Here is a 24,076-nt window from a genome sequence, read left to right as displayed (position 1 = left end):
ATTTTTAGCCACAATTACCTTCAGTCTTTTAGTTGATATGGTCTAATTTGATTGCTCTGGACTTTATGATAATAAAGGCCAAATGCTAAACTAAAAAAACGAGCAAAATAGATCTATAACCTGTCCTTCCCTATCTAACCTTGAGCAATCCTCAATCTACCCAAACTAATCCAGAAACTGGGCGTCAAACAAAGCAAGAATCCCATTTTAACCGCGCCCGTTCTTCTATCCGGCGCATTCTCTCCGGATATACTCCTAGAATGCGGGCATCTTTGCGTCCGGAAATGGATGTTTTAACCGGAAGTCTGCAAAAATTAGACCAAGGTGTAATTTGCATCGCGGCTTTTGGTTTGGTTAGTCGCGGTAAGTCGGCGGTTTTAAACGCTTTAATCGGACAAAAAATCCTGCAAACTGGGCCACTCCACGGCGTGACTAAATGGCCTCGTTCTGTTCGCTGGACGATCCCCCCCCAACCCCCCAATGCCTTGGGGGGGCAAGATGTCCCTCAAACGCCCCTCGCTCAGAGGGGGCAAAGCGATCCCCCCCAACCCCCCAATGCCTTGGGGGGGCAAGATGTGCCTCAAACGCCCCTTGCTCAGAGGGGGCAAAGCGATCCCCCCCAACCCCCCCAAGGCATTGGGGGGCAAGATGTTCCTCAACCCCCCCAAGGCATTGGGGGGCAAGATGTTCCTCAACCCCCCCAAGGCATTGGGGGGCAAGATGTTCCTCAACCCCCCCAAGGCAAGGGGGGGCATAACGACTCTTCACGCCCCCAAGGCAAGGGGGGGCAGGGGGGGATCGCCTCCATCCAAATAGAATTAATCGATACGCCTGGATTAGATGAAATTGAAGGAGAAGCACGGGCGCAGATGGCGCGGGATGTGGCGCGTCAAGCAGATTTAATCTTATTTGTTGTCGCTGGTGATATCACGCAAACCGAATATCAAGCGTTGTGCGAATTGCGACAAGCACAAAAACCGATTATTTTAGTATTCAACAAAATTGACTTATATCCAGACCAACACCGGGCAGCAATTTACCGCAATCTGCAAAAATTGGGGGCGGGTAGCAGTACCAGCAAGCGTCTGCAAGAGTTATTATCTCCAAGTGAAATAGTCATGGTTGCTGCCGAACCTGCACCGATCGAAGTGCGGGTAGAATGGCCTGATGGAACTGTAACCCACGAGTGGGAGTCGCCACCGCCCCAGATTGATGAGTTAAAGGAAAAGATTGTTAGTATTTTAAATCGGGAAGGGCGATCGCTTCTCGCCCTCAATGCCCTCGTCCAAGCTAGAGACGCGGAAGAAAATATCGCCCGCAAAACCCTAGAAATACGCGACAAGGAAGCGGAAGATTTAATCTGGAAGTTTACTAAATATAAGGCTTTAGCCGTCGCTCTCAATCCGATCGCGGTTTTAGATGTTTTGGGCGGAACTGTGGCGGATTTAGCCTTAATTCGCGAGTTGGCGCGGTTGTATAATTTGCCCATGACGAGTTACCAAGCTGGGAAGCTGTTGCAGAAGATTGTATTTAGTAGTGGCGGTTTGCTGTTGGGCGAATTGGGCAGTAGTATTCTGTTTGGAATCGGTAAAAGTGCTGCTGCCGTCGCATCTGGCGAGAATCCGATTAATTTTACTGCATATGGGGGGGCTGCGATCGCGCAAGCTGGTATCGCCGGATATGGTATCTACGCCGTAGGAAAGGCAGCCAAAGTATACTTAGAACGAGGTTGCACTTGGGGCGAATTAGGGCCAAATACAGTCATCCAAGAAATTCTCAACCAAGTAGAACGCAATACAATTTTATATCGCCTGCGGCAAGAATTAGACCCCCAAACGGATAAATTTAGTTAATTGCAGATTTTAGATGGCAGATTTGAGATTTTAAAAGTACATTTAAATCTAAAATCTGCCATCTGAAATCTAAAATTATTTTACCGTTACTTTCAACGCCCGTTCAGCCATTTTAATCAATCTTTCGGACGTTTTTTGTCTATTTACACTCAAACGTGGGATTTGATACGGACTTTTCAACCAACCTAATTTGAAGATTCGACTATTGTATAAATAGCCAGATAAATAGTACTTAGCCGCAGCAGCTTCCACCTGTTTATTCATATTCCCATAGGGGTAAGCTAGATGAATCCCTACTGTTTTATTATCTAAGCCTTCCGTACACTGTCTTAACTGCTTTTGGGATTCAGAAAGTTCAAAATCTAACTCCTGGGGATTTATCTTGGTTAAATCCTTGTGAGTTAGTCCGTGGGATTGAAGATCGAAAAACCCTTTTCTGAGTCCCTCTCTTAAATCTCCACAGTTGAGATGAGTTGTACTTTTTGTCTGATCCTTAGCCAAAGACCCAGGGTTAAGAAATAAAACAACTTTTACTTTCTTATTGTAAGTTTGTTCTAAAAGTTCTAAAACCGGAAGTAAATTTGTATAATAGGTTTTATAAGAATCATCAAAAGAAATCATTATTGGCCTTTGGCCTATCCGTTGAGGGGGCAAAGGCTGGGATTTAGCTATGAAATAATCGTAAAGATCTTGAGTTGACAGAAACCAAAAATCCTGGCGGACTAAGTAATCTAAAAATTGCTGCAAATCTTGCTTGGTGTAATCGCTGTCTAACGGTTGTTGCGGCGACCCATTATTGGGTGGTGGACTATCAATGATGCTGTGAAACCCCAGAATAGGAATTCTGGGGGCTGTGAGGTTTAAAATCAACCAATTTGTTGCTAAGACAACTATAAATGTCAGACAAAAGCCAAGGATAAAACTCTTAGATTTTTTAAACTTGATAAACTTCTTCATGCGGCACACCTCTTAACACAGTTTTCAATGGCTCTTAAGCTTACGCCGCGAACCTGTTTGTGGCATTGGTTTATCAATACTATATTTGTAACGAGGCGGCACTGGAGGAAAATTAGGAGCAGTAGGTTTAGCGTTTTTGACAAGTTCCTGACAACCTGTTTTAAAATGATTAATCGTTGTAAACGCTGCTAATGAAAAGTAAAATATGCGGATTAGCCACTTGCTGCCCGCTAAAATTCCAGTAATAATCTCTGGTTTTATGCCGATTATTTTATTCAGACTCATGAAGTTTGCTTTAACTTTCTCTTCTAACTTTTCTGCTTTCTTAATTTCAGCTTTGTTGGTTGGTAAAACTGGAAATTGGGCTGTATAAACATAAAAGCCTAAAAATCCATCCACCCCAACTCTTCTACTTAAAAATGAGTCTGTTAAGCTTTCTGCTTCAGCGTAGGATGTCTTCTCTTGATCGGCAACATCTTCAATCCAGAGATTGTATCTGACCATAGCACTGGTGCTAAAAATTAGCGGGACTAGAATAATGAGTAAGAGAGCGCTTGTCTTCTGACGAGAAATTTTTGGTAAAAACGCGGTTGCCAATCCAAAGCCCATCCCTAAAATGGCAAATACCAGGACATTGACGAATTCAACCACTTCTAAAGTGGAGAATACATCCCCGATGATGATAATTTTATATAAAAATTGTTCGGCAATCAAACTCGCTCCAACTTTCATACCGGCTGTTGTCAGGATCAGGAAAACAGCAATAAGAAGATATATCACGGTGCGCGATAGTAGTTTTCGCATTGATTTAAAGTAAAGTGAGAGATTATGGAGTGAGAGCCGCTTTTGCAGATTGAGCGATCGCGAAGATTGTGCTTAAATCGGGTGAGTACCTTTGACTATCCATTAACAACCATAAAAGATACTCGATATTACCAGCTGGGCCGGTGACTGGGGACCAGGTTAAGCCGCGATACTGCCATCCCAGTTGTTGAGCAGCTTGCAATACAGACGCGATCGCTCGAACATGGTCGTCAGTATCTCGCACCACGCCCTTTTTGCCAACCCGTTCTCTGCCTACTTCAAACTGCGGTTTGACGAGCAAAACTGCCTCGCGCGGAGGTTGAAGCAGATTCCACAATGCTGGCAGGATTTTTGCCAGAGAAATGAACGAAACATCCACAACTCCCAAATCTGCTGCTTCCGCATCGCCATACAACTGTGCAAAAGTAAGATAGCGCAGATTGGTACGCTCTTTTAACATCACTCTGGAGTCATTCCGCAGACGCCAGTCCACTTGTCCGTAACCCACATCCACGCCATAAACCAGCTTTGCACCCGCTTGCAGCAGGCAGTCGGTGAAACCGCCCGTAGAAATTCCCCCATCCAAGCATATTCGCCCTTGTACCCGAATTTCAAACAATTCTAAGGCTTTAGCCAGTTTTTCCCCGCCTCTGGAAACGTAGGGCGATCGCTGTTTAATCTGTATCTGTGCTGAAGTTTCCACCTCGGTCCCCGGTTTGTCAATCACCTGCTGGTTCACCATTACTTCCCCAGCGCGAATCAACCGCTGTGCCTGCTGGCGCGAGTCGCACAAGTCGAGTTCTACCAACAATGTATCGAGTCGTTGTTTTGTCATGAGTTCAACAAATTGTAGAGATTTATGCAGTTAATGCACATAAGCCAGACTAAAACTGTCAAATATGTAACAATTATCATAGAGACAGAAGTACTTTAGGTGCGACTACCGCCGCCTTTCCTTGTGGGAGAGCCAGCTATGCTAGAAACTAAACTGACAACCTGTGCAAGTCTACTGTACCAATGGATTCTGCCGCGAGTGACTGAGGCCGAAAAGCTCAAAATTGATTTGCAGGATTTTCAAGCATGGACGGGGGAGTATTGCGACACATCCTATAGCGAGCGCGAGATTTTAGACGCACTGACCCAGTTAAAGCAACTTCAGCTAGTCAACGTTAGCAAAACCGAAGTCACCCTGGAAGTCAATCAAACATCCCATCCCAACCTATACGCGCAAGTAGCGCAAAATATGGTATCGTCAGAAAGCGATCGCCCCAATCGATACCTGCTGCTAGTGGAGATTCTTGCCAGTTCTATATTTTTAGCATTGACCTCAGTTGGTGTTGGTTTAGTCTTAGCCAAATTACAACCCCAGACTTTAACAACACCCCATCCTTGGAGTGTTTTAGCAGGCGAAAAAATTCACCCAGGTAGGTAAGCAAAGAAAAAGCAATACCCACTACTGCTAGCGAATTTCCTCTAGCGTTGAAATTAATTGAAAAGCGCGATTCAAAATTTCCTCTTTATTAATCAATTGTTCTAATTCTTCTGGATAGTAACGCCCTTCTTCTACCTCTAGGGAAGCCACGTCAAGCGCGTTTATGTAGGCAGATTCTAAAGTGGCAAATAATTCTTCTGGGTTTAGATAATACCCTCCTGTACGGCGTTTATTTTTTCTTTCGATTTCTCGCACTGAATTGCGGATATAAACTTCCCAGGAACGAGTTGTACGATTTTCAGCTTGCTGTTTAATCAGATGTAGTAACAAAAGCGCAGATAAGCTGCGAATGCTATCAATAATATTGCTTTTTCCCATTTGTTCGAGTTCTTCAATCATGGCTAATGAACCTTTGATATCGCCGTTTAGCAGCAATTTTTTTAGTTCGAGCAATTCTTCCATAATATTATCTGACAATCGGTTATTTTTATTATGACTGAAGTTGGAGCCGATATGCCAAGGGCTAGGTGCGCGAACGCAGTTTTTTCTCTGCTACCCAAAGTCCTAAGCGCTTCGCCGCCTGAGCTAAGATAAAACAATATGCAAAGTAAAGTAAACAGCTATGCTTACCGCTACTGCAATCGAGGAGGTCTTCACCCTAGAAGATTATCTGAAAAATCCCCCCGAACACATGGAATGGGTGGATGGACAACTGGTTGAGAAAAATGGCATGACATTACCCCACGGTGAAATTCAGCTAAATCTTGGATCTTACTGGAAAAGTTACGCAATTTCTAGCGGACAAGGGGGGAAAGTTTATACAGATACACCTTGTCGCACTATTAAGCAGGGACGACGCCCAGATGTAGCTTATCTTACACCTGAATTAGCAGTACAGTATGGTAAAGCTGCTGCGTTACCGATGTGTTTCCCCTTGGTGGCGGAAATCGCTTCACCAACCGATCGTGTGGAAGAGTTTTTTGCTAAGGGTAAAGAGTATTTAGATTCCGGTTGTCAAGAAGTTTGGTTAGTATTACCTGAAAGTAAATGGATATTTGTAATTACTCAAACTCAAAGGTTATGGTTTGTCTCTGGAGATCTAGCGACTACGCAGGTAATGTTATCGGGGTTTAGCGTAGCGGTAGATGAATTGTTGCCTTGAAACCCCGATTCCAAGACAATCCTTATTATTGTCGCGATCGCAAAGCTTACTGCAAACTACGTTGACATTTTTTTAGCATATTTTTTTGGGCTGGACTGAATTTAATTTGAGGACGCGCTGTCAAAAGAAGTTTCTTGAGCGTTGAAGTTATCCACTAATCCTTTAGCAAGCAGAACGCCAGCAGCAACGCTAGCAGAACGTCCGTGTCCTAAAGCGCAGTGAATATAAACATTTCCATTCCACGAGCAAATTGTATGAATTAGTTTTTGAAATACCCGCTCTGGGGGTACAGATGTATCCAGGGTGGGAATACAAATATAAGTTTTGCCTGAGATGGCATTTGGTGGTTCTGAAAACTCAGCCGTTAGAGCGATAATTAAGCTGATATTATTAGGCAATTCATTGACAAATGCTCTTCTTCCCAGCCAGATACCAGGAGCTATTTCAGCCACAATCTTCTTGGCTAATCAATCGTTGAATATGCCAAATTATCCAGGTTAATAACAAATAGGGCAGCAATAAAACTAAACACCATTTATTTAGAGTCCCATTTGATTTTTTTCCAAATACTTTAGCTCCAAGACCGCCATAGGCTGTTCCTACGATAATAAAACTGACAACCGTCCAAAAAAACAACCATCTAAAAATTATTAAATTACAACCAAAGATGATGGACAAAATACCAAAGGTTAAAAATATCAAAGCATACTTCATTATTACTCTAATATTGAAATTAGTGACATGGCTTGGTTAAGGATTTCTTCTCGATTAAGCAGTGCTAACTCTTCTGGTTCATACCGCCCTTCTTCTACCTCTAGAGAAGCTTGATCAACGGCATTTAAGTAAGCTTCTTCTAGAGTTTGAAATAATTCTTCACGAGTGAGGTAATAACCCCCTGCTTTCCGACGCTTATTTTCTCTCTGAATTTCCCGAACCGAGTTGCGGATAGAAACTTCCCACGACTTGGTTGTGCGATTTTCCGCTTGTTGTTTAATCAGATGTAATAGCAGAACAACTGCATAGTTGCGAATTGTCTTGATTATGTCTTTTCGACCCATTTCTTCTAGTTCTTCAACAATGGATAGCGACCCTTTAATATCGCCTTTAAGCAGCAGTTCTTTAAGTTCAAGTATTTCTTCCATAGCGGTATCTTGCTTATAGGGGCTATTTTTATTATGACCCAAACCGAAAAGCGATTCTGGGAGCGATAGCGCAAGCTTCACGCGCTTTCGGTTGGGAGGGATATCGCACTCGCTTCCTTCCTCCTCTGCGTCGGGGCGCGGGGTGGTTCAATACAACAAGCGATCGCATTGTCAGAAAATGCGATTCGCGCCCAAGGGTAGCGCAAGCTTTACGCGCTTGGGAAAGCATGAGCGATCGCTCAGTTCGTAGTAGGCGCTTGAGCGCCGCCGCTCGGTTCGTAGTAGGCGCTTGAGCGCCGCCGCTCGGTTCGTAGTAGGCGCTTGAGCGCCGCCCACTCCTATTTGGATAAAATTAGTAATTAGAGCCAGTTTCTAGCTCAGATTGCCCAAAACTTTACCTGCTAAACCTAGCTAACAGTTCATCTCTAGATAATTGCAGCAACAATCCGGTAAACTCTTCGGGCGGCAATTCTAGCAATGGTTCGATAATTGACATTAATTCTTCATCTAAAACCCCAAACCGAACTCTCAGCAGATTTTCCACAACAAGGCGTTCCCCTTGCTGAATTCCCCGTTGAATTCCTTGCTGGACTCCTTGTTGAACTCCTTGTTGAATTCCTTGTTGAATTCCTTGCTGAATTCCTTGTTGCAATCCTTCCTGTAAAGCCGCATCTAACCGTTCTAAATAAAGTGGCGATAATTCCATAATTAACTCCCTCTCTTCTGGATCTAAATTTTGATTTGCTTCTAAGGTAACGCGCAGGCTATATAATAACTCTAGCGCATTCGTCCGGAATGGGTTGTCTTCTGGAAGCGCTGCTAGTTCTTTAATCGCTTGTTTTTGCACGCTCCCTTTACCTAAAATTCTCAGCCAAAGTGTTTCTCTTGTGCGCGGTAATTGGTGGATTGCTACGATTGCTGTCTTGAAACCATCTCCGAGAAAATATATTCCTGGTAGCCAGTTCTCGGCATCTGGGATACCTCTAAAAGTCTCTATTAAAAGGGGTGATGCGGTGGGAGTAAGAATCCATAGCTTAGGTAAGTCTGCTTCATTGATGCGCCTGTTTTCCCGTCTCGCTTGACGTTCTATATCGGCATGAATGTCAAATAATTTGCTGATGCAACTGCGAATTTCGCTGGAAGTTACTGGATTGCGGAATGGTTCAAATATGGCGGTTGTGGTAGCAAATTGAGCTAGGATTCCTAACGCTTGTGGGTTGCTGGTTGCTGTTGGTGCGGGGGTAAACCATACGTCGATTTCTCTCACTTCAGAGGCGATGTTGCGGCTGGTTTCTACTTGCCCCAGTGGGGTTAACAATTCTTTCAGGTAGTCTTTGGCAAATTGGTCGTGGGGGAAGCGAGTCATTATCTATATTAATAGTCTGTGTTTTGATGATATTATCTCGTGCATTGTTTACCTTAGACAAGGAAATTGATCGGTGCGATCGCTACCCTTTTATCACTCCTTGTATGCCTCGCGTGGCTGGGCGTCGTCATGCACCTGCACTGGGCTTTTTGGCTAAGGCTAGCGATCGCAACAACTAGAAACCGAAGCCGACGCATATATTTCCGCTTAAAAGTATAGTTCGCAGAAAATAGGAGAAAAGTCACCGCTATCGCTTGTGGAATTGGTGGATGGGAGGGGATGCGATCGTACCCATTCGTGCCAACAAGCGTTCGCGCCAGCGTGCGGTCGGCATATCGCCTAATCCAGACAAACAAGGGAGGCGCGATCGCTTGTGGGATTTATTTGTGCGCTGGATACTACGAGAATTAAAACCGTGGTGAGGTGCTTCAATTGGCAAATATTTACCCAAATAAATCATCCATTAAATCTATGACAATTTCAGTCAAAGCGACAGCAGCAAACTTTTCAGAATGGGCATTTAGCCAGTTATTGTAAAACACTACCTCGTTGGGATTGAGGCGAATTGCTTCCTCGTAAGCGGAAATTGCTTCTTCTAGCTGACCTTGCTGCTGTAATGCAGTTCCCAAGTTATTGTGAAAAACTGCTGCGTTAGCATTCAGGTGAATCGCTTCCCGATAAGCGGCAATCGCTTCCTCTAAACTGCCTCGATGGTACAAATCATTCCCCAAGTTAAACAGAGCATATTCTAAATTTATAGGAAGTTCGGATTCGTCATGATTGAGGCGAATTATTTCTTGGTAAACAGCGAGCGCATCTACTAACTCACCTTGCTTCTGCAACGCATTTCCCAAGTTGTAGTAAAACACCGCATCATTAGGATTGAGGCGAATTGCCTCTTTGTAGGCGGCGATCGCTTCTTCTAGTTTGTCTCGATCGTAGAGGGCATTTCCCAAGTTGTAGTGAAACACCGCTTCGTTAGGGTTGAGGCGAATTGCTTCTTTATAGGCAGCGATCGCTTCCTCCACACTGTCTCGCTTGTACAGAGCATGTCCCAGGTTATTATGCAAAACGGCTAAATGGGGATTGAGGCGAATCGCTTCGCGGTAATTACTAATCGCTTCCTCTACCTTATTTTGAGCCAAAAGAGCATCTCCCAAGCTATTGTAAGATTCAAACATGTTGGGTTTGAGTCGAATGGAACGCCTGTACTTGGTAATCGCTTCATCTAGCTTTTTTTGCAGTTGGAGAGCCTCTCCCAAACCAAAGTAAGCGACAGCATCTTTAGGAGCGAGGTGAATCGTCGTATTGAATTCCGAGATAGCTTCCTCTAACTTTTCTTGCTGCTGTAGGAGGGCAAAACCCAAGTTATTATGTGCGTATGCTAACTTAGGATTGATGCGAATAACTTCTCTAAACTGGGCGATCGCTTCCTTTAGTTCGCCTTGATTTTGTAGAGCTACTCCCAAGACATTGCGAACTTCTACATTGTCAGGATTAAGGCGAATCGCCTCTCTGTACCCTTTGATCGCCTCTGCATATTCTTCAACTGCCTCTCCTTGCTTGCCTTGCTGCTGTAAAGCTTGCCCTAAACCGTGATAAGCTGATGTCGATTTGGGATTGCGGCGAATCGCTTCCTGATATGAGGAGATCGCTTCTTCTATTTTTCCTTGAGCCAATAGAACATCTCCCAAACCATTGTGAAAGATCGCACGATTTGGATTAATACTGATGGCTTTCCTAAACTCAGCAGCTGCTTCTTCCAACTTGCCTTGACCGTGCAGAGCATACCCCAGGTTATTGTAAAGGACTGTTAGACCGGGCTTTAGGTGCAAAGCCTGCTGCCACTCTTGTATCGCTTCTCCTAACTTCCCTTGGGTGTACAAAACATTTCCCAAACCAGCACGAGCTTCTGCATTGTAAGGATTGATTTCAATAGCTCTATTACACTGTAAAGTTGCCTCTTCTAGTTGGCGTTGATCGAAGAGAATATTTCCTAAGTGAGCGCAAGCTTTTGCATCATTATCATTTCGCTGAATTACTTCCCTCAGCTTGACTTCTGCCGCTTTCAGCTCAATTTTTGCTTCTTCTAACTTGCCTTCATCTTCTAACACATTCCCCAAAGCTTGATGAGCATAAGCATCGTCTGGATTTCGCTCAATCGCTTTCCTCAACTGGGCGATTGCTGCCTCCAAGTTACCTTGCTCGTACAGTGCCTCTCCCCAACCTCTATATAGTTCTGCATAATTCGGCTTGAGGAGACTTGTTTCTTGATACGCAGCGATCGCTTCCTGTAATTTGCCCTGACAAGACAAAGCATCTCCTAACCCTTTACGAGCTTCTGCCATATTGGGATTAATACGAATTGCTTTCCGATAAGCAGCGATCGCTTCTTCTAGTTTGCACTGTTCCAGCAAAACATCTCCCAAGCTCCTATGAGCCTCCGCCATATCGGGTTTGAGATCGACCGCTTTTCTATATAGTGTAATCGCCGCATTTAGTTTGTTTTGCTGTTGCAATTTTATTCCCTCTTTAAAGTAAAGAGGAGCCACATCTTCATCTCTCAAACCCAAAAGTTTCTGCGATATTTGTAAATTTTCCAGGCTGTTATTTGTTAATAAATGCATATAAAATTGCCTCTTGTAACAATTGGTCAAAAAGCTTCAACTTGCTCTGATACTCTTGGTAAAGCTGCACGGCTTCAGCTTCAATTATTTGGGCAGATTCTGGTGTTAATTTTACCGAAGTTATGAAACTATTTAAGGTCATCCGCTTTTCGGAAGCAATTTTGCCATTTCCTAGCAATAACATTTCGTACACTTGTTTACGATACAGTTGCTTCGGCTCATCTTCTGGAGAAGATAGAGTGGTTGAACCATTAGAAAATTCATGCCTGACCAAAGTATCGTCCTTTAATCTCTGGATTTCCTGTCTGCATTCCTGAATTTGATATTCAAGATCGAATTTTTGTGATGGATTTGAGGCAATCTTAGCTTTCTCTTTTTCTAAATAGTTGAGTCTTTCGTACCATATGTCAATTGCCCCACCTATGTTTGGAGATGGCTCTTGGCTCATACTCTATTCCTCACAATACGCTTGACTCCCCGCAAAATACGGAAAATGGGAAATTTATTCCTACTGACAGAATTGTTCTTCAATCTCTGGATTTCCTTTCGGCATTCTTCAATCCGATCTTGAAGTTCAAATTTTTGTGATGCACTCGCCGTCTTAGCTTTTTCGATTTCTAAATAGGCGAGTCTTTCTTGCCATAGCTTCAGAGCATCACCCAAGCTTGGAGATTGTTCTTGGTTCATGCTTTTCTCCTTACCATAGATTTAATTCCGCGCCATACGTTAACTAGGAAAGATTCAGTATCCATCTCCAGTTCGTAGGATGCAAGTAGTGGAATAATCGGCAAAGCAACTTTTAGTTTTGCCTGTGCTGTTTTTTCTGGATCGTTGATAATTTTATGCAGTTCTTCCAGCAAACGGTTCAACTTTTCTGGATCTGGATAGCGTTCGGGTGGGATATTTTCTATAGGTTTGACAGCCTCAACCACATCAACAATAGCCTTCTCGGCTTCTACATCTGAAACGACAAAGTTTTCTCGTGCATTCCAATCCAGAATTTGCCAATACTCTTTCTCGTACTTCCGAATGTCTGGCGCTATGTCTCGCTTGATTTTTTGCTTTAGTTCAAACTTTGCTTCTTCACTTGCCAAAACGATCAGCGCTCTTTGGAACTCACCTAGCTTTTCATATAAAATCTCCAAAATTTCTTCTAAGGCATCTAATCGTTGACTATCTATATGGTACGGACGCATTGACATTTTTACTCCTAGAAAATATCGAATCTTAAAAACAGAAAATGGAAGGTGCGTTAGGTGAAGCCGTAACGCACCTCACAAAATCCAAATGTTTAACGGAGAGAAAGAGAGTCTAATTTTGATTGAAAGGATTTGAGGTCAGCGATCGCGCGATCGATGACTTCCATCGGCTGGCTTAAAGTCTCTTGCTCCTGAGCTAAAATCTCTCGGATCTTTTTACCAGTTTCTTCAATCCCTTCTCGTACCTTTGCAGCTACTCGATCCCGAATGCTTCTAGCAGCTTCGTTAACTACTTCATCCACAGCAATTTCAATTTCTTGCCGGATTTCTCTCTCCTTCTTATCGCCACGCATCCAACGGCGAACCATCGCCACAACAAATGAACCAACAGGATTTAAGACTGCACCAGCTAAAGCAATTAGAATGGCATCAAAGGTGAGAACAGCTAGTAAATCTTTCACCACATCATTCTCAATCTTCTTGACAGCTTGCTCGATTGCTTTCTTGAGAGATACTATTGTATCATCTCCACCAATCGAGCCAGTTTTAACAATTGTCTTCTGTTCGGATACTTTCTGGATTAGTTGCGGACTGGCGTTAGATAGTTCAACTCGAAAAGTTGATGAGATCAGAGTAGACAGAGTTTCGGCTTCTTGTTTGATAATAGACTCAATCTTAGAAAAATCGACTCTTTGTTTAATCAAGTCACGAATCTCTGTCTGCCATGCTTCTTTAATAAGTTCCTGAATGGCAGTTTTTCCTAAATTGGCATTTTTAGCACCTGGAAACCATTCCGGAACAGCCATCTTTAGTTGATTGAAAAGACCAACTTTGGGTTTCCAGTCATTCAATGCGCGTTTGATTTGAGGACTGAGGGAAGAACTGATGATATTGGCGAGGTTATTCAGTCTGGAGTCAAACTGAGCCTGCATCGCATCTGACATAGAGCTGATTCTGATACCCAATCGGTTCAATTCATCGACTAAATTATCTAGCGATCGCTTTGTTTTTTCCTCAGCTAACTTCTCGCAAACCCGATTGATTTCTTTGGTAAGAATGATTCTGGGACGGTTTAGACGAAGCGCAGCCCCTTCATCGCAGAGAATTTGGCGCAATGCATTTACAACTTCAATCATATCCAGAAATTCCTCCCATCCCGGGAATCGTTCTCCAGTGTCTTCATCACGTCCAGAGGTATTAGCACGAACCACTGCGGGTGCTTTAGCAAAAAACTCCGCAATACCTGAAAAAGACTTGTCTTCGCTACCGTATAAAATCCAGTCTTTCTTGCGCTCCAAATCCTTTTCAACGTTAGCAAGAGGACGACCACCACCTGTTAAAGATTTCCATTTGTTGAGTACAACCAGAATTTTTTTATCCAATCCCTTCTCTGCTGTAAATCCGCTAGCCCCACGAGTTTTTGCTGTGACTTGCTCAATAGCTGCAACGTGTTCAAACAAAAAATCGCGGTCATTTTTAGTGATGTCTGAATTGGCATCTAGTAAAAAGATGATACAATCTGCCATGTCTACAAATGGTGCAAGGCTATCATCTTTGTGAACAACACCACCAATACCAGGTACGTCAACAAGTCTAGTGCAACTCTTTTCAATTAATATCTCATAAAGATTGATTGTAGCCACATTTGGACCAATAGAGATGCTGTCCTTTTGAGAGTCGAATCCAGGTTGACTAGAAATGATGCGTGTTAGTTCTTTAGGGTTCATATGTGCCAAATCGCAAATCATAGAAGTTTTGCCAGCACTGACAGCCCCAAAGAAGACGATCGTAAAATATTTCATACGATTTTGGAAGTCTGCAAACACCTGGTTCATGTGAGTCACGGAACCATAGAGAGCATCAGACGCAGTCTCAAAACCTTTGTAAGTGTTCAAGGAACTGCCATAATATTTGACTTGATTACAATACTCCTCTTTCAATTGCTTGATGGGTTCAAATCGCTGTGCCATGTCCTCAATATAGGTGGGAGCAAAATCGTCAAGTAGGGTTGGGGTTTCAATCGAAGCGGTGAATGTTTTGTATTCAGTTTGCATTGGTTGAGTCATAGTTTTATCTTCCGAGTAAAATTATGTGGACGATTGGGCAGCGGTAAGTAACCGCTTAAATGTTTCCGTTTCAACGAAAATTTCGCAGAATTCATTAAGAGCATTACAAGCTTCAATGTACTTGCCAGCCTTAGCTGCGATGCTACTTTTCTGCGCTTCTTGTGCTGCTTCAACTAATTGGTCAATTAGTCGATCTTTCCAGGTGCCGATCGCATCGCCAATGGCTTCAATTAATGACCCATTGATCTGCTCCAGCTTGTCTCGCACTCTGATACTTGATGAAGAGTAGTTGCAGAAATACACATCGTCGTGAGCGTCCCAGATACTGTAAATCAAAGCATCACAAGTTTTGTAAACTTCATCCTTATCAGGTAGATAAATGGAAGAGCAGCTCCCAAAAGCTCCTCGAATCAACATAGCTAGGGCCTCTCGCAAATTGCTAGCAAAGTTGTCAAATGTACTCCGCATTTTGCTTTGATATTCTGCTTTAAGAGAACTCATTTTGCTCTTTTTGTTCTGGTAGTAAGTGCCTTTCCAAAAACTTTCATTACTGTCTGGCTGGCACCTGCCCATATCCTCAAAGCAGCTACTTTTGAGATCGCCAAGCCTGCTATACAAGCTATCTGACTCTCTAGAGAGAATGCCTCGTATATCATCAGCCAAGCGGGATGATAGTGAGTAGACGGATTCTTCTATATCAGATACCTTCTTTCGCATTGCAACATACATTGCAACTAACTTGCTGTACTTAATTCCGCAATCGATTAACTCTTGTTCGGCACGAAGTATGCAACTATTGGATGAGTTTTCAAGAGCATTGGCGATCGCTTGTCGTAAGGCATCCTCTCGCCACGTATCTATGCCGTATCGAGCATGAATTACGGAAAAAGGAATGATGGGAATGTCGTAGTCAAAAAGCCTATTGATTCCTGCAAAGTCCATATCCGGATCGCCGTCTTTGAGAAACTTAATATATCTCTCCATCTGTTTCTTTCTATGGGCTTCAGGAAAGCTATCCCAGATGTCTATCTTGTTCAACACAATGATGATGCGTTGTGCATCCCATGTTTTCATGACTTCATCGCTTTGGAGAAAGTCATAGAGATGTTTGGAAATGGGTTGATTGACACCGATAACAACGAGAAGCAGATTCGCCCTTCCCACGATACTCTTGACAATTTGGTCGTCTTCTTCTGAAAGCACAGAACCGAGTCCCGGCAAGTCAATTATTATCGTTTTTTCATCCAAACTCGCTTCAGCAGGTTGAGAAGTTTGGCGTATAGGTGCTTCTTCAAATCTGCCGGATTCTCCCAAATGTAAGATGAGATTGGCGAGGGCTGATTTTCCCTGATTGACCATTCCGATCGTGGCAATGACAGAGCGCTCTCGGTACTCTTCAAAGAATTCCCACGATTCATTCAGATGTTTGATATCTCGCTCTACCTCCTCCCCAATGTCAACTTTCTCCAATGAGATAACCTGCTCATCTGTAGGAAGATCAACTGAGTAGGGAAGAGCGTTTAGAGCTGAGATAATCTGTTCCTTTTCTTGAGTTAGTGCATCTAGCATAGACACTTCTTATTAGTTGCACTTTGACTAAAATCAATACGACCTATCAGGCGATCGCATTGCCGTAGGCATTCGCACCCAGCCTCAAATTGAGCTTTGTCTCTCTATCGGGTTTAAGCTCAGATTTTTATGCAGAAGCTTGATAATTTTTACAAAACTTTACAAGCTTCTCCCACTTAAGTAGTAGGCTCTTGTTGAACGATAGTGAAACCCAACGCACTTAAGGCTTCTTGGGTTTTGTTACTTCAACCCAACCTACTTATCTGATGTTGCGCGATCGCATAACCATCACATACGGCTCATCGCTGATGTTCCGCATCCAATCGTTCCGACAATACGCAACGTCTCGCGAATCTCTGTCTATATCTTTGATTCGCCTTGATAACTGCCTGCTTGCAAGACTTTGAGCTTAGCACCCGTTGATACTAAATAACTTAAACCCTCTTAGTGAGATCGTCAAGAGTTTTATCTAAATTTTTATTTTTATGTGAGATGCATGATTAGCGCTATACATCCAGGTAAGTCTTGCTCATCAGAAAAATGGGTAGAAACCCCGTCCTTATAGGACGGCTTTATATGAGTTTTTGTTAAGACGTGCCACTTCACACGGGAAATGCTAGACTGTGAAGGTAACACGCTTAGGTGAGCATGACACTAAAAGCCTTCAGCTATCGATTCTACCCAACGCCGGAACAAGAGAGTTTGTTACGGCGCACCTTGGGCTGTACCCGCTTGGTCTATAACCGTGCCTTGGCCGCTAGAACCGAGGCATGGTACAAAGACCAGAAACGAGTAGGATACGCTGAAACTTCTTCAATGCTAACCGAATGGAAGAAAACGTCCGAACTTGATTTTCTCAATGAAGTTAGCTGCGTGCCATTGCAGCAATGCTTGCGACATTTGCAAACTGCTTACACCAACTTTTTTGATGGGCGGGCGAAATACCCCAACTTCAAGAAAAAACGCAATGGTGGTAGTGCACAGTTCACCAAATCTGCTTTTAGGTTTAAAAACGGACAGGTCTACTTAGCAAAGTGTGCTGACCCCTTACCTATTCGCTGGAGTAGAACACTGCCTGTCGGTGCAGCACCATCAACCATTACAGTGAAGCTTGCACCATCTGGTAGGTGGTCAGTCTCCCTGTTGGTAGATGTTGAAATTGAAGCAATACCTGCGTCGGACAGTCAAGTCGGCATCGACTTGGGAATTGCGAGTAAACTCACTCTCAGCACTGGCGAAAAGATTGCCAATCCCGGATTCAAGGCAAAGTATCAAAAGCTCAGGAGAGCGCAGAAAGCGTTAAGCAGAAAGCAAAAAGGATCTAACAATCGCCACAAAGCACGGCTTAAAGTAGCGAAAGTGCATCAAGAAATCACTGATGCAAGAAAAGACAACCTTCACAAACTAACCACTCAACTGGTGCGCGAAAACCAAACCATCGCCATTGAGGACTTAGCTGTGAAGAACATGGTTAAAAATCGGAAACTAGCTCTCGCCATAAGTGATGCTAGCTGGGGTGAATTGGTCAGGCAACTTGAATACAAGTGTGACTGGTACGGTCACACCTTAATCTTGATTGACCGATGGTTTCCGAGTTCAAAACGATGTGGCAATTGCGGTCACATTGTTGAAAAATTGCCACTCAATATCCGGGAGTGGGAGTGTCCTAAATGCGGGACTCACCATGACCGAGACATCAATGCGGCAAAGAACATTTTGGCGGCAGGGCTTGCCGTTGCAGTCTGTGGAGCGACCGTAAGACCCGAACAGAGTAAATCTGTTAAGGCTGGTGCGAAACCCCGTCAGGGACAGAAGCAGAAACCCAAACAGTGATGTTTGGGAATCCCCGCACTTTTAGGGCGGGGAGGATGTCAAAGAGCTATTCGTTGCGCCTCTCACCCTATACCTGTTTACCCTGACTTTAAAGCAGGACTGAGTTAAAGAAGAACTAACTTCTTTATTTAAAGCTAAGATAGTAAACTACCTCACTTATTCAATTCAAATTTTTTGCATGTCTTTTGCCTCAAAGCTTGGCACAGTATAGCTTTCAGTAGTAGGTTGGGTAACACCCGCGTTCAACGCAGCACACTTCAGCGTTATTGGGTTTCGTTACCGAAGGCTTAATCTACCTATCTTTCCGGTTTGATGCACTTATGCTTTTATGGTAACAAATTTTCTTAGTGCAGTCGCGATCGCTGATCGCAAAGTATCTTGACAATTCACGAATAAAGTGCATGATCGCGTTGACAGCTTCTGAGCAAGGACAAGTAAAAATCAAGCAAGCTAGGGAAACAAGAGGATGGACGGTGAGATATGAAGACACCACTGGGAAAAAGCCCCATCGCCTTTTCAATAATCATAGACCTCTAAAAATAAAAATCGAAGAAAAATACGGATATAATTCTGACTCAGGAATATATTTGCTTGCTTGTCTAAAAATTGCTTTACAAGTTCCTGTATCTAACTCCGCATGATTAGGCACTGTTAGAGTTTCTTTTCCCGTAACTCCCTGACGACGCAGTTTGACGTGACTCCCCTTTTGGCTATGTACTTAAAAGCCAAAATTAGCCAAGATATCAATAATTTCAGCCCCCGATAGTCTCTTGATTCTAGGCATATTCTGGCTGTAATTCAAAAGTTAATATTATTGTCGGCTTTGCAACTAATCCAAATTCTGCCGGAGCTTCATCTTCCAAATGGAGAGTAACTGCCTCAACGATATTATTTGCCACCTCATCTAAAGTCTCTCCCTGCGTCACTATGGAGATTTCTAAGCACTCAGCTACATAACCTTTTTGTTCGCCCGGACGGATAAACGCATTAATGTTCTGTCGTAGTTTCATATTTTTGCCTTGACTAAAAAAAGTGGGTAGGAAATCACCAGAGATTTACAGCAATTCTAAATGGATGGAAAAAAGGAGCTTGCTTTAAAATGCCAGCTAGAGTGAGCAGGAACCGTCAATTTTAATACTTCATCTGGCAAAGCTTTTTCCAGTCGGATGTGGCTACCACGCTGCCTTTCAACAATCCATCCATCTCGTTCTAAAGCTGCGATAATTTGAGTGTAGGGGAGATTGGGAACTTTAGTCATACTGCCAATTCCCTAATTATCGCGCCTTCTTCAACCATTAAGTCATCTTCTGTTGGCTCCAGGTAAAGTTCTATCGCCTCTTGGATATTTGCTAATGCTTCTTCGATAGTTTCTCCTTCGCTGATGCAGCCAGGAAGTGAGGGAACATAGACGGTGTATCCGCCTTCATCACTGGGTTCTAATACTACTTTGATCTTCATAATTGCACTTTATAACTGACTTTTCTATTTTGAATGATTTCGAGCGATCGCGGTTCAATACAACAAGCGATCGCACCCCCTCCCCTCATCAGGAAAAAAGCGCGATCGCTCCAATTTCAGAATTCAGATTCAATCTGAAATCCAAAATCTAAAATCTGAAATTTACGTGTTTTGTTCGCTAAATTCCCGCGTCATGTGGTCAAATGGTTGATCCACAAACGAGGTATTGGCAATTCCCGCCTCTGACACCAACTCTTTCACGATATCCTTCATAATTTGGATACCGCGAACTGTCGGTCCAATCGGTACACCCAAGGAATTGTAGGTTTCCCGCAATCCTTGCAGCACCCGTTCGTCCAGGACGTTGGTATCGCCTGCTACCAGAGCATAGCTAGCATAGCGCAGGTAATAATCCATATCCCGCAGACAAGCGGCGTAACGGCGAGTGGTATAAGCGTTTCCACCGGGACGAATTAATTCTGGCAGTTCATCAAACAACTTCAAGCCTGCTTGCTTGACAATTGTCGCGGCATTGCTATTAATTACAGCAGCGGCGGCAACCCTTGCCGTACCCGTGGCAAAATAATCTTTTAACTTATCCAGGCCGTCACGGTCTAAATACCGACCTGTAACGTCGTAATTTCTAATCAGCGTTGTGACTGCATCGCGCATGAAATTGATCTCCGATGTTCTATTGGGGGTTTTGCTATGGCTGAATTACTTTGCTTGCCTGGGAAGGTTTGTTACTATCAGACAGGCTCAAGCTTCCGACAATTGAAGAATCGATACGATCCAGGAACAGCCAGGAAGCACAATTATATTGGCGTTTGATTGCTAGCCGATTGTAGTTTACAACAAAACAGACCCCCAACTTTGAAGCGCCATCGCTTTTGGGCGTGCTTGTTACAAAACTAAAAGATAGCTTTTTCTCTGACGCGACTGCTACTATAACGACTATTTCCAGTCCGAAGCTTGCTTTGTCCAACCTCACCGAACCAGTGGGTAGGCACCTTCGGCAGTACGTTTAACTCTTCTGGATATCTGGGCTGCGGGTCATTCACCAACTGGATCGGCGGTACCATCATCGGGTCGTATTCGGCAATAATATCGACGACACCGGGGCGCTGCTTCAGTTCCACCCGCTGTCCTGGTCTGTACTGGTATGCCTCTTGCCTTTCAAAATCCGCCTGCGTGTTAAATGCCATTTTTATGCCCGCGATAAACTGTAGTTATTGTTACCATATTAATCTTTAATATAGGCCATCCTGCCACATTCTGTTAATTTAGCTACAATTTTTAACTTTTGTGACCCAATTTCACCAGGGAAAACCGAAGTTTTGTAACAAAGGATACATAATTTTGAAAGATCTATCTTTAGCATGATGCAGGTATACTAGATAATCGGCGCGTGAAACACGGGCAATAGACCAAGGACAGATGGCATTTTGTAGTTGGGGAATAGCCCGGTCGAGGGCTTTCTACCTGCCCCACAAATGCCAGAAATTGCCATCTACTGTGTAGATTTAGCTGAAAACAGCTAAACTCTTTCGATTGAATCTGACGCAAGAAGCTAGCCAGCAAAATTTCAGGTTTTATTCATTTAGATTTGCCCCTTCATCAGCGACCATATATCAGTATCGAGATAGTAGCCAGCTCAACAACGACGGAGTAATTCATGTTCCAGACCCCGCAAGAGTTATTAAATTACGTCAAAGAAAATAAAATCCAAATCATTGACCTCAAGTTCATCGATATGCCGGGAATCTGGCAGCACCTCTCGCTATACCACGACCAAATCGATGAAAGTAGTTTCGATGCGGGCGTACCTTTCGACGGGTCCAGCATTCGGGGTTGGAAAGCGATCAACGAATCGGACATGACGATGGTGTTAGATCCAAAAACTGCTTGGATCGACCCGTTCATGGCAGAACCAACCCTGAGCGTGATTTGTAGCATCAAAGAACCTCGCACGGGGGAACCTTATAGCCGCTGTCCCCGCAATATTGCCCAAAAAGCGGTAGATTACCTAATTTCCACCGGAATTGGCGATACAGCTTTCATCGGACCAGAAGCAGAATTTTTCATTTTTGATGATGTCCGTTTCGACCAAAGTGAAAACAAAGGTTTCTACTACGTAGACTCAGTCGAAGGTCGTTGGAATGCCGGTAAAGAAGAAGGGCCAAACCTGGGCTACAAACCCCGCTACAAAGAAGGTTACTTCCCAGTATCGCCAACCGATACCCAGCAAGATATCCGGACGGAAATGCTGCTGACGATGGCAAAATGCGGCGTTCCGATTGAAAAACACCACCACGAAGTTGCTACCGGCGGTCAAAACGAACTCGGTTTCCGCTTCGCCAAGTTGGTGGAAGCCGCAGATTATCTGATGACTTACAAGTACGTCATCAAGAACGTTGCTAAGAAATACGGCAAAACCGTTACCTTCATGCCCAAACCGCTATTTAACGATAACGGGTCTGGGATGCACACCCACCAGTCGATCTGGAAAGACGGACAACCCCTGTTTGCGGGCGACAAATACGCCGGTTTGAGCCAAATGGCACTGCATTATATCGGCGGTATCCTCAAGCACGCCCCCGCACTGTTAGGGTTGACCAACCCCAGCACTAACTCTTACAAGCGTCTGGTACCTGGATTTGAAGCACCCGTGAACTTGGCATACTCCCAAGGTAACCGTTCCGCTTCCATCCGCATTCCCCTGTCTGGAACCAATCCCAAAGCCAAGCGGTTAGAATTCCGCTGTCCCGATGCCACTTGTAACCCCTATCTAGCCTTTGCGGCAATGCTGTGTGCTGGAATTGATGGCATCAAGAACCAAATTGAACCGGGCGAACCCCTGGATGTGGATATCTACGAACTCAGTCCTGAAGAGTTGAGCAAGGTTCCTTCTACTCCCGGTTCCCTGGAAGGCGCCCTGGAAGCCTTGGAGAACGACCATGGTTTCTTGACCGAAACCGGCGTGTTTACCGAAGACTTCATCCAAACCTGGATCGCTTACAAACTCGATAAGGAAGTCAACCCGATGCGGCTGCGTCCCCATCCCTACGAGTTTGCTCTCTACTACGATGTCTAAAAGGCAATTGTTTTTTAAGTAGGACTTACGCGCAACGATCCTAGAAACCCGGTTTCTTGCTGGGATCTTTCGCTGCCAAACCGACGATTTTTCCTAGAAACCGGGTTTCTTTTCCTAGAAACCCGATTTCTTTGCGTAAGTCCTGTTAAGTAAAAAAAACCACCCTCTCTCGGTGGTTTTTTTCTACCGGGGAAGCTGCGTTAGGATTAAAACTGTCGTTTACAAAACGCAATAAATATTTTTCATCATGACGGTTGCATATCCTCGTAAACTACAAAACAGTCTGGGTGCGCGCGAGATCATGGCGCAAGTGGTACGCGATCGCGAAATCCATTTAATCACCATTAACCGCTACCGCTACAACGAACAACGCAGTTGCAAAGACCTCACCGACTTGATCGAGAAGCTCAACGGTAAGCCAAAAGAACTGCTAAAAGACTTATCCCATCACATCTCGGACGAAGCCCGTCATGCCATGTGGTTGACCGATTTGTTGGTAGACTTGGGTGCAGATATCGGCACGCCACCCGGTACTTCCTATATCGATGAATTTGAACGGCTGATCGACTGGGAATCCTATGTCACAGAAAGCCATCGTGAAGATGGACTGATTTCTTCCCTAGCCGCTATCAACGTTACCGAAAAACGGGGTTGCGAATACTTCGCCGCCCACATCCACGCCCTCAAAGAGGCTCCCCAAACCGAAGAAAATATTAAAATTCGGGAAACCATCGAAAAGATTTTCCCCGAAGAAGCTGGACACGTCCGTTGGGGGAATCGCTGGCTGGCAGAAATTGGCAAAAAGAGTCCAGAACATCGCCAAAAGGTCGATCAAGCTAAGCGGAAATACGCCGCCATCGAACAAGCTGCCTATGAAGCTGGGATGGATATCACCTTCGGTGCCGAATTGCGCCGCTTGGATCATTTGTTGGAAATCGCCAATACCATGCCAGTATGGCAACGTCCTCAATACTTAATGGAACGTCTGCCCGAAACACTTCTGGCACCTCAGTTGCAGTCCACTCGTCTGAACGCGGCGCAGCGGGCTTGGAATCGCGATCCGCAGGCGTTTGTGGAAAAATTCGTGCCGATGTTCCTTAACGGGATAAATAGCGCGATCGCTCAACAAAAGAAAGCAGCAGAAACTAAGAATTAGGAACCTGCCAACTGGGGAATGGTAAATTGCAGATTTTAGATTTCAGATTTGGTCGAATCTGCTATTTGCCATTCCCGGTTTCGATGAAAAATCCTGGTTTGGCACAGTCCCAGGGGCACGGCAATCATCAAATCTTCCCTTGGAAAGAAGATTTCCGCTGCTGTGCTACTACTGTGAAACCGGGAATAAGTTGCGCTCAAAAATCCTGGTTTGGCACAGTCCCAGGGGCAAGGCAATCATCAAATCTTCCCTTGGAAAGAAGATTTCCGCTGCTGTGCTACTACTGTGAAACCGGGAATAAGTTGCGCTCAAAAATCCTGGTTTGGCACAGTCCCAGGGGCAAGGCAATCATCAAATC

29 protein-coding genes are annotated in these 24,076 nt (G+C 44.2%); 9 read left to right on the top strand and 20 right to left on the bottom strand.

Features of this window, described 5'->3' with window-relative positions; translation table 11 throughout:
- The first annotated feature begins 140 nt into the window (after positions 1 to 140).
- Entirely contained in the window at positions 141 to 1,853 is a 1,713-nt protein-coding gene (locus MiSe_RS13790) for a DUF697 domain-containing protein (protein WP_226580214.1), read from the top strand.
- Positions 1,854 to 1,928: 75 nt separating this feature from the next.
- Here the strand turns inward: MiSe_RS13790 and MiSe_RS13785 are convergent, their stop codons facing one another.
- From MiSe_RS13785 to MiSe_RS13775, 3 genes are read right to left on the bottom strand one after another with little or no spacing between them, the layout of a single operon-like run.
- Positions 1,929 to 2,810 carry a polysaccharide deacetylase family protein gene (locus MiSe_RS13785; protein ID WP_226580212.1) on the bottom strand — a complete coding sequence of 294 codons (882 nt, stop codon included), beginning with the start codon at positions 2,808 to 2,810 and terminating at the stop codon, positions 1,929 to 1,931.
- Between the two features lie 24 nt (positions 2,811 to 2,834).
- A complete protein-coding gene (locus MiSe_RS13780; protein WP_226580210.1) occupies positions 2,835 to 3,614 on the bottom strand; it encodes a hypothetical protein in 780 nt (259 codons plus the stop codon).
- 22 nt (positions 3,615 to 3,636) lie between these two features.
- Positions 3,637 to 4,449 (bottom strand): TlyA family RNA methyltransferase, encoded by an 813-nt coding sequence (locus MiSe_RS13775; protein WP_226580208.1) that lies wholly within the window; start codon positions 4,447 to 4,449, stop codon positions 3,637 to 3,639.
- A gap of 138 nt (positions 4,450 to 4,587) precedes the next feature.
- Between MiSe_RS13775 and MiSe_RS13770 the strand changes: the two genes are divergently transcribed.
- Complete coding sequence (locus MiSe_RS13770) at positions 4,588 to 5,046, top strand: hypothetical protein (protein WP_226580206.1); 459 nt, start codon at positions 4,588 to 4,590, stop codon at positions 5,044 to 5,046.
- Positions 5,047 to 5,073: 27 nt separating this feature from the next.
- Here MiSe_RS13770 and MiSe_RS13765 read toward each other — a convergent pair whose 3' ends face one another.
- Positions 5,074 to 5,508 (bottom strand): DUF29 family protein, encoded by a 435-nt coding sequence (locus MiSe_RS13765; RefSeq protein ID WP_226580299.1) that lies wholly within the window; start codon positions 5,506 to 5,508, stop codon positions 5,074 to 5,076.
- A 160-nt stretch (positions 5,509 to 5,668) separates the two neighbouring features.
- On the opposite strand from MiSe_RS13765, the gene MiSe_RS13760 reads away from it, so the two are divergent.
- Positions 5,669 to 6,208 (top strand): Uma2 family endonuclease, encoded by a 540-nt coding sequence (locus tag MiSe_RS13760; protein WP_226580204.1) that lies wholly within the window; start codon positions 5,669 to 5,671, stop codon positions 6,206 to 6,208.
- 101 nt (positions 6,209 to 6,309) lie between these two features.
- Here the strand turns inward: MiSe_RS13760 and MiSe_RS13755 are convergent, their stop codons facing one another.
- From MiSe_RS13755 to MiSe_RS13740, 4 genes are all read right to left on the bottom strand, one after another.
- Positions 6,310 to 6,660 (bottom strand): protein-tyrosine phosphatase family protein, encoded by a 351-nt coding sequence (locus tag MiSe_RS13755; RefSeq protein WP_226580201.1) that lies wholly within the window; start codon positions 6,658 to 6,660, stop codon positions 6,310 to 6,312.
- Positions 6,653 to 6,922: a hypothetical protein gene (locus MiSe_RS13750; protein WP_226580198.1), complete on the bottom strand. Its 270-nt coding sequence runs from the start codon at positions 6,920 to 6,922 to the stop codon at positions 6,653 to 6,655. Before MiSe_RS13750 ends, MiSe_RS13755 begins: the two co-directional genes overlap by 8 nt.
- A 2-nt stretch (positions 6,923 to 6,924) precedes the next feature.
- Positions 6,925 to 7,350, bottom strand: coding sequence for a DUF29 family protein (locus MiSe_RS13745; protein WP_226580195.1), 426 nt, complete (start codon positions 7,348 to 7,350; stop codon positions 6,925 to 6,927).
- A gap of 394 nt (positions 7,351 to 7,744) precedes the next feature.
- Positions 7,745 to 8,716: a hypothetical protein gene (locus MiSe_RS13740; protein ID WP_226580192.1), complete on the bottom strand. Its 972-nt coding sequence runs from the start codon at positions 8,714 to 8,716 to the stop codon at positions 7,745 to 7,747.
- A 26-nt stretch (positions 8,717 to 8,742) separates the two neighbouring features.
- Here MiSe_RS13740 and MiSe_RS13735 point away from each other — a divergent pair, with 26 nt between their 5' ends.
- Positions 8,743 to 8,895: a hypothetical protein gene (locus tag MiSe_RS13735; RefSeq protein WP_226580189.1), complete on the top strand. Its 153-nt coding sequence runs from the start codon at positions 8,743 to 8,745 to the stop codon at positions 8,893 to 8,895.
- Between the two features lie 68 nt (positions 8,896 to 8,963).
- Here MiSe_RS13735 and MiSe_RS13730 read toward each other — a convergent pair whose 3' ends face one another.
- From MiSe_RS13730 to MiSe_RS13700, 7 genes are all read right to left on the bottom strand, one after another.
- Positions 8,964 to 9,176 carry a hypothetical protein gene (locus MiSe_RS13730; RefSeq protein ID WP_226580186.1) on the bottom strand — a complete coding sequence of 71 codons (213 nt, stop codon included), beginning with the start codon at positions 9,174 to 9,176 and terminating at the stop codon, positions 8,964 to 8,966.
- Positions 9,160 to 11,343, bottom strand: coding sequence for a tetratricopeptide repeat protein (locus MiSe_RS13725; protein ID WP_226580183.1), 2,184 nt, complete (start codon positions 11,341 to 11,343; stop codon positions 9,160 to 9,162). Before MiSe_RS13725 ends, MiSe_RS13730 begins: the two co-directional genes overlap by 17 nt.
- Entirely contained in the window at positions 11,324 to 11,791 is a 468-nt protein-coding gene (locus MiSe_RS13720) for a hypothetical protein (protein WP_226580180.1), read from the bottom strand. Before MiSe_RS13720 ends, MiSe_RS13725 begins: the two co-directional genes overlap by 20 nt.
- A complete protein-coding gene (locus MiSe_RS13715; RefSeq protein ID WP_226580177.1) occupies positions 11,788 to 12,030 on the bottom strand; it encodes a hypothetical protein in 243 nt (80 codons plus the stop codon). The genes MiSe_RS13720 and MiSe_RS13715 overlap by 4 nt, the downstream gene beginning before the upstream one ends.
- The gene (locus tag MiSe_RS13710) at positions 12,027 to 12,545 is read right to left on the bottom strand and encodes a hypothetical protein (RefSeq protein WP_226580174.1); all 519 of its coding nucleotides are present in this window, start codon (positions 12,543 to 12,545) and stop codon (positions 12,027 to 12,029) included. Before MiSe_RS13710 ends, MiSe_RS13715 begins: the two co-directional genes overlap by 4 nt.
- Before the next feature lie 89 nt (positions 12,546 to 12,634).
- Positions 12,635 to 14,608, bottom strand: coding sequence for a P-loop NTPase family protein (locus MiSe_RS13705; RefSeq protein ID WP_226580172.1), 1,974 nt, complete (start codon positions 14,606 to 14,608; stop codon positions 12,635 to 12,637).
- Between the two features lie 21 nt (positions 14,609 to 14,629).
- Positions 14,630 to 16,177 carry a GTPase gene (locus tag MiSe_RS13700; RefSeq protein ID WP_226580170.1) on the bottom strand — a complete coding sequence of 516 codons (1,548 nt, stop codon included), beginning with the start codon at positions 16,175 to 16,177 and terminating at the stop codon, positions 14,630 to 14,632.
- A 648-nt stretch (positions 16,178 to 16,825) separates the two neighbouring features.
- Between MiSe_RS13700 and MiSe_RS13695 the strand changes: the two genes are divergently transcribed.
- Together MiSe_RS13695 and MiSe_RS13690 are read left to right on the top strand one after the other, a co-directional pair.
- Complete coding sequence (locus MiSe_RS13695; RefSeq protein WP_226580168.1) at positions 16,826 to 18,010, top strand: RNA-guided endonuclease InsQ/TnpB family protein; 1,185 nt, start codon at positions 16,826 to 16,828, stop codon at positions 18,008 to 18,010.
- Between the two features lie 410 nt (positions 18,011 to 18,420).
- Positions 18,421 to 18,651, top strand: coding sequence for a hypothetical protein (locus MiSe_RS13690; RefSeq protein WP_226580166.1), 231 nt, complete (start codon positions 18,421 to 18,423; stop codon positions 18,649 to 18,651).
- A 135-nt stretch (positions 18,652 to 18,786) separates the two neighbouring features.
- Here the strand turns inward: MiSe_RS13690 and MiSe_RS13680 are convergent, their stop codons facing one another.
- The 5 genes from MiSe_RS13680 to MiSe_RS13660 all read right to left on the bottom strand — a co-directional run bounded on the left by MiSe_RS13680 (position 18,787) and on the right by MiSe_RS13660 (position 20,673).
- Positions 18,787 to 19,020: a type II toxin-antitoxin system HicB family antitoxin gene (locus MiSe_RS13680; protein ID WP_226580164.1), complete on the bottom strand. Its 234-nt coding sequence runs from the start codon at positions 19,018 to 19,020 to the stop codon at positions 18,787 to 18,789.
- A 56-nt stretch (positions 19,021 to 19,076) separates the two neighbouring features.
- The gene (locus MiSe_RS13675; protein WP_226580162.1) at positions 19,077 to 19,268 is read right to left on the bottom strand and encodes a type II toxin-antitoxin system HicA family toxin; all 192 of its coding nucleotides are present in this window, start codon (positions 19,266 to 19,268) and stop codon (positions 19,077 to 19,079) included.
- Positions 19,265 to 19,468 (bottom strand): type II toxin-antitoxin system HicB family antitoxin, encoded by a 204-nt coding sequence (locus tag MiSe_RS13670; protein WP_226580160.1) that lies wholly within the window; start codon positions 19,466 to 19,468, stop codon positions 19,265 to 19,267. Before MiSe_RS13670 ends, MiSe_RS13675 begins: the two co-directional genes overlap by 4 nt.
- A gap of 162 nt (positions 19,469 to 19,630) precedes the next feature.
- Positions 19,631 to 20,140 (bottom strand): allophycocyanin subunit beta, encoded by a 510-nt coding sequence (apcB, locus tag MiSe_RS13665; protein WP_226580157.1) that lies wholly within the window; start codon positions 20,138 to 20,140, stop codon positions 19,631 to 19,633.
- Between the two features lie 239 nt (positions 20,141 to 20,379).
- Positions 20,380 to 20,673, bottom strand: coding sequence for a hypothetical protein (locus tag MiSe_RS13660; protein WP_226580154.1), 294 nt, complete (start codon positions 20,671 to 20,673; stop codon positions 20,380 to 20,382).
- A gap of 470 nt (positions 20,674 to 21,143) precedes the next feature.
- Between MiSe_RS13660 and glnA the strand changes: the two genes are divergently transcribed.
- The 3 genes from glnA to MiSe_RS13645 form a co-directional block, all read left to right on the top strand.
- Entirely contained in the window at positions 21,144 to 22,562 is a 1,419-nt protein-coding gene (glnA, locus tag MiSe_RS13655; protein ID WP_226580151.1) for a type I glutamate--ammonia ligase, read from the top strand.
- A 247-nt stretch (positions 22,563 to 22,809) separates the two neighbouring features.
- Positions 22,810 to 23,718 (top strand): ferritin-like domain-containing protein, encoded by a 909-nt coding sequence (locus MiSe_RS13650; protein WP_226580148.1) that lies wholly within the window; start codon positions 22,810 to 22,812, stop codon positions 23,716 to 23,718.
- Positions 23,719 to 23,801: 83 nt separating this feature from the next.
- The coding region (locus MiSe_RS13645; RefSeq protein WP_226580145.1) for a hypothetical protein at positions 23,802 to 24,076 on the top strand (275 nt) is incomplete at its 3' end.

Source organism: Microseira wollei NIES-4236, assembly GCF_020521235.1.
In the GTDB taxonomy this organism is placed as follows: domain Bacteria; phylum Cyanobacteriota; class Cyanobacteriia; order Cyanobacteriales; family Aerosakkonemataceae; genus Microseira; species Microseira wollei.
The sequence above is the reverse complement of the archived record's forward strand: the minus strand, read 5'-3'. Positions and strand labels throughout refer to the sequence as shown.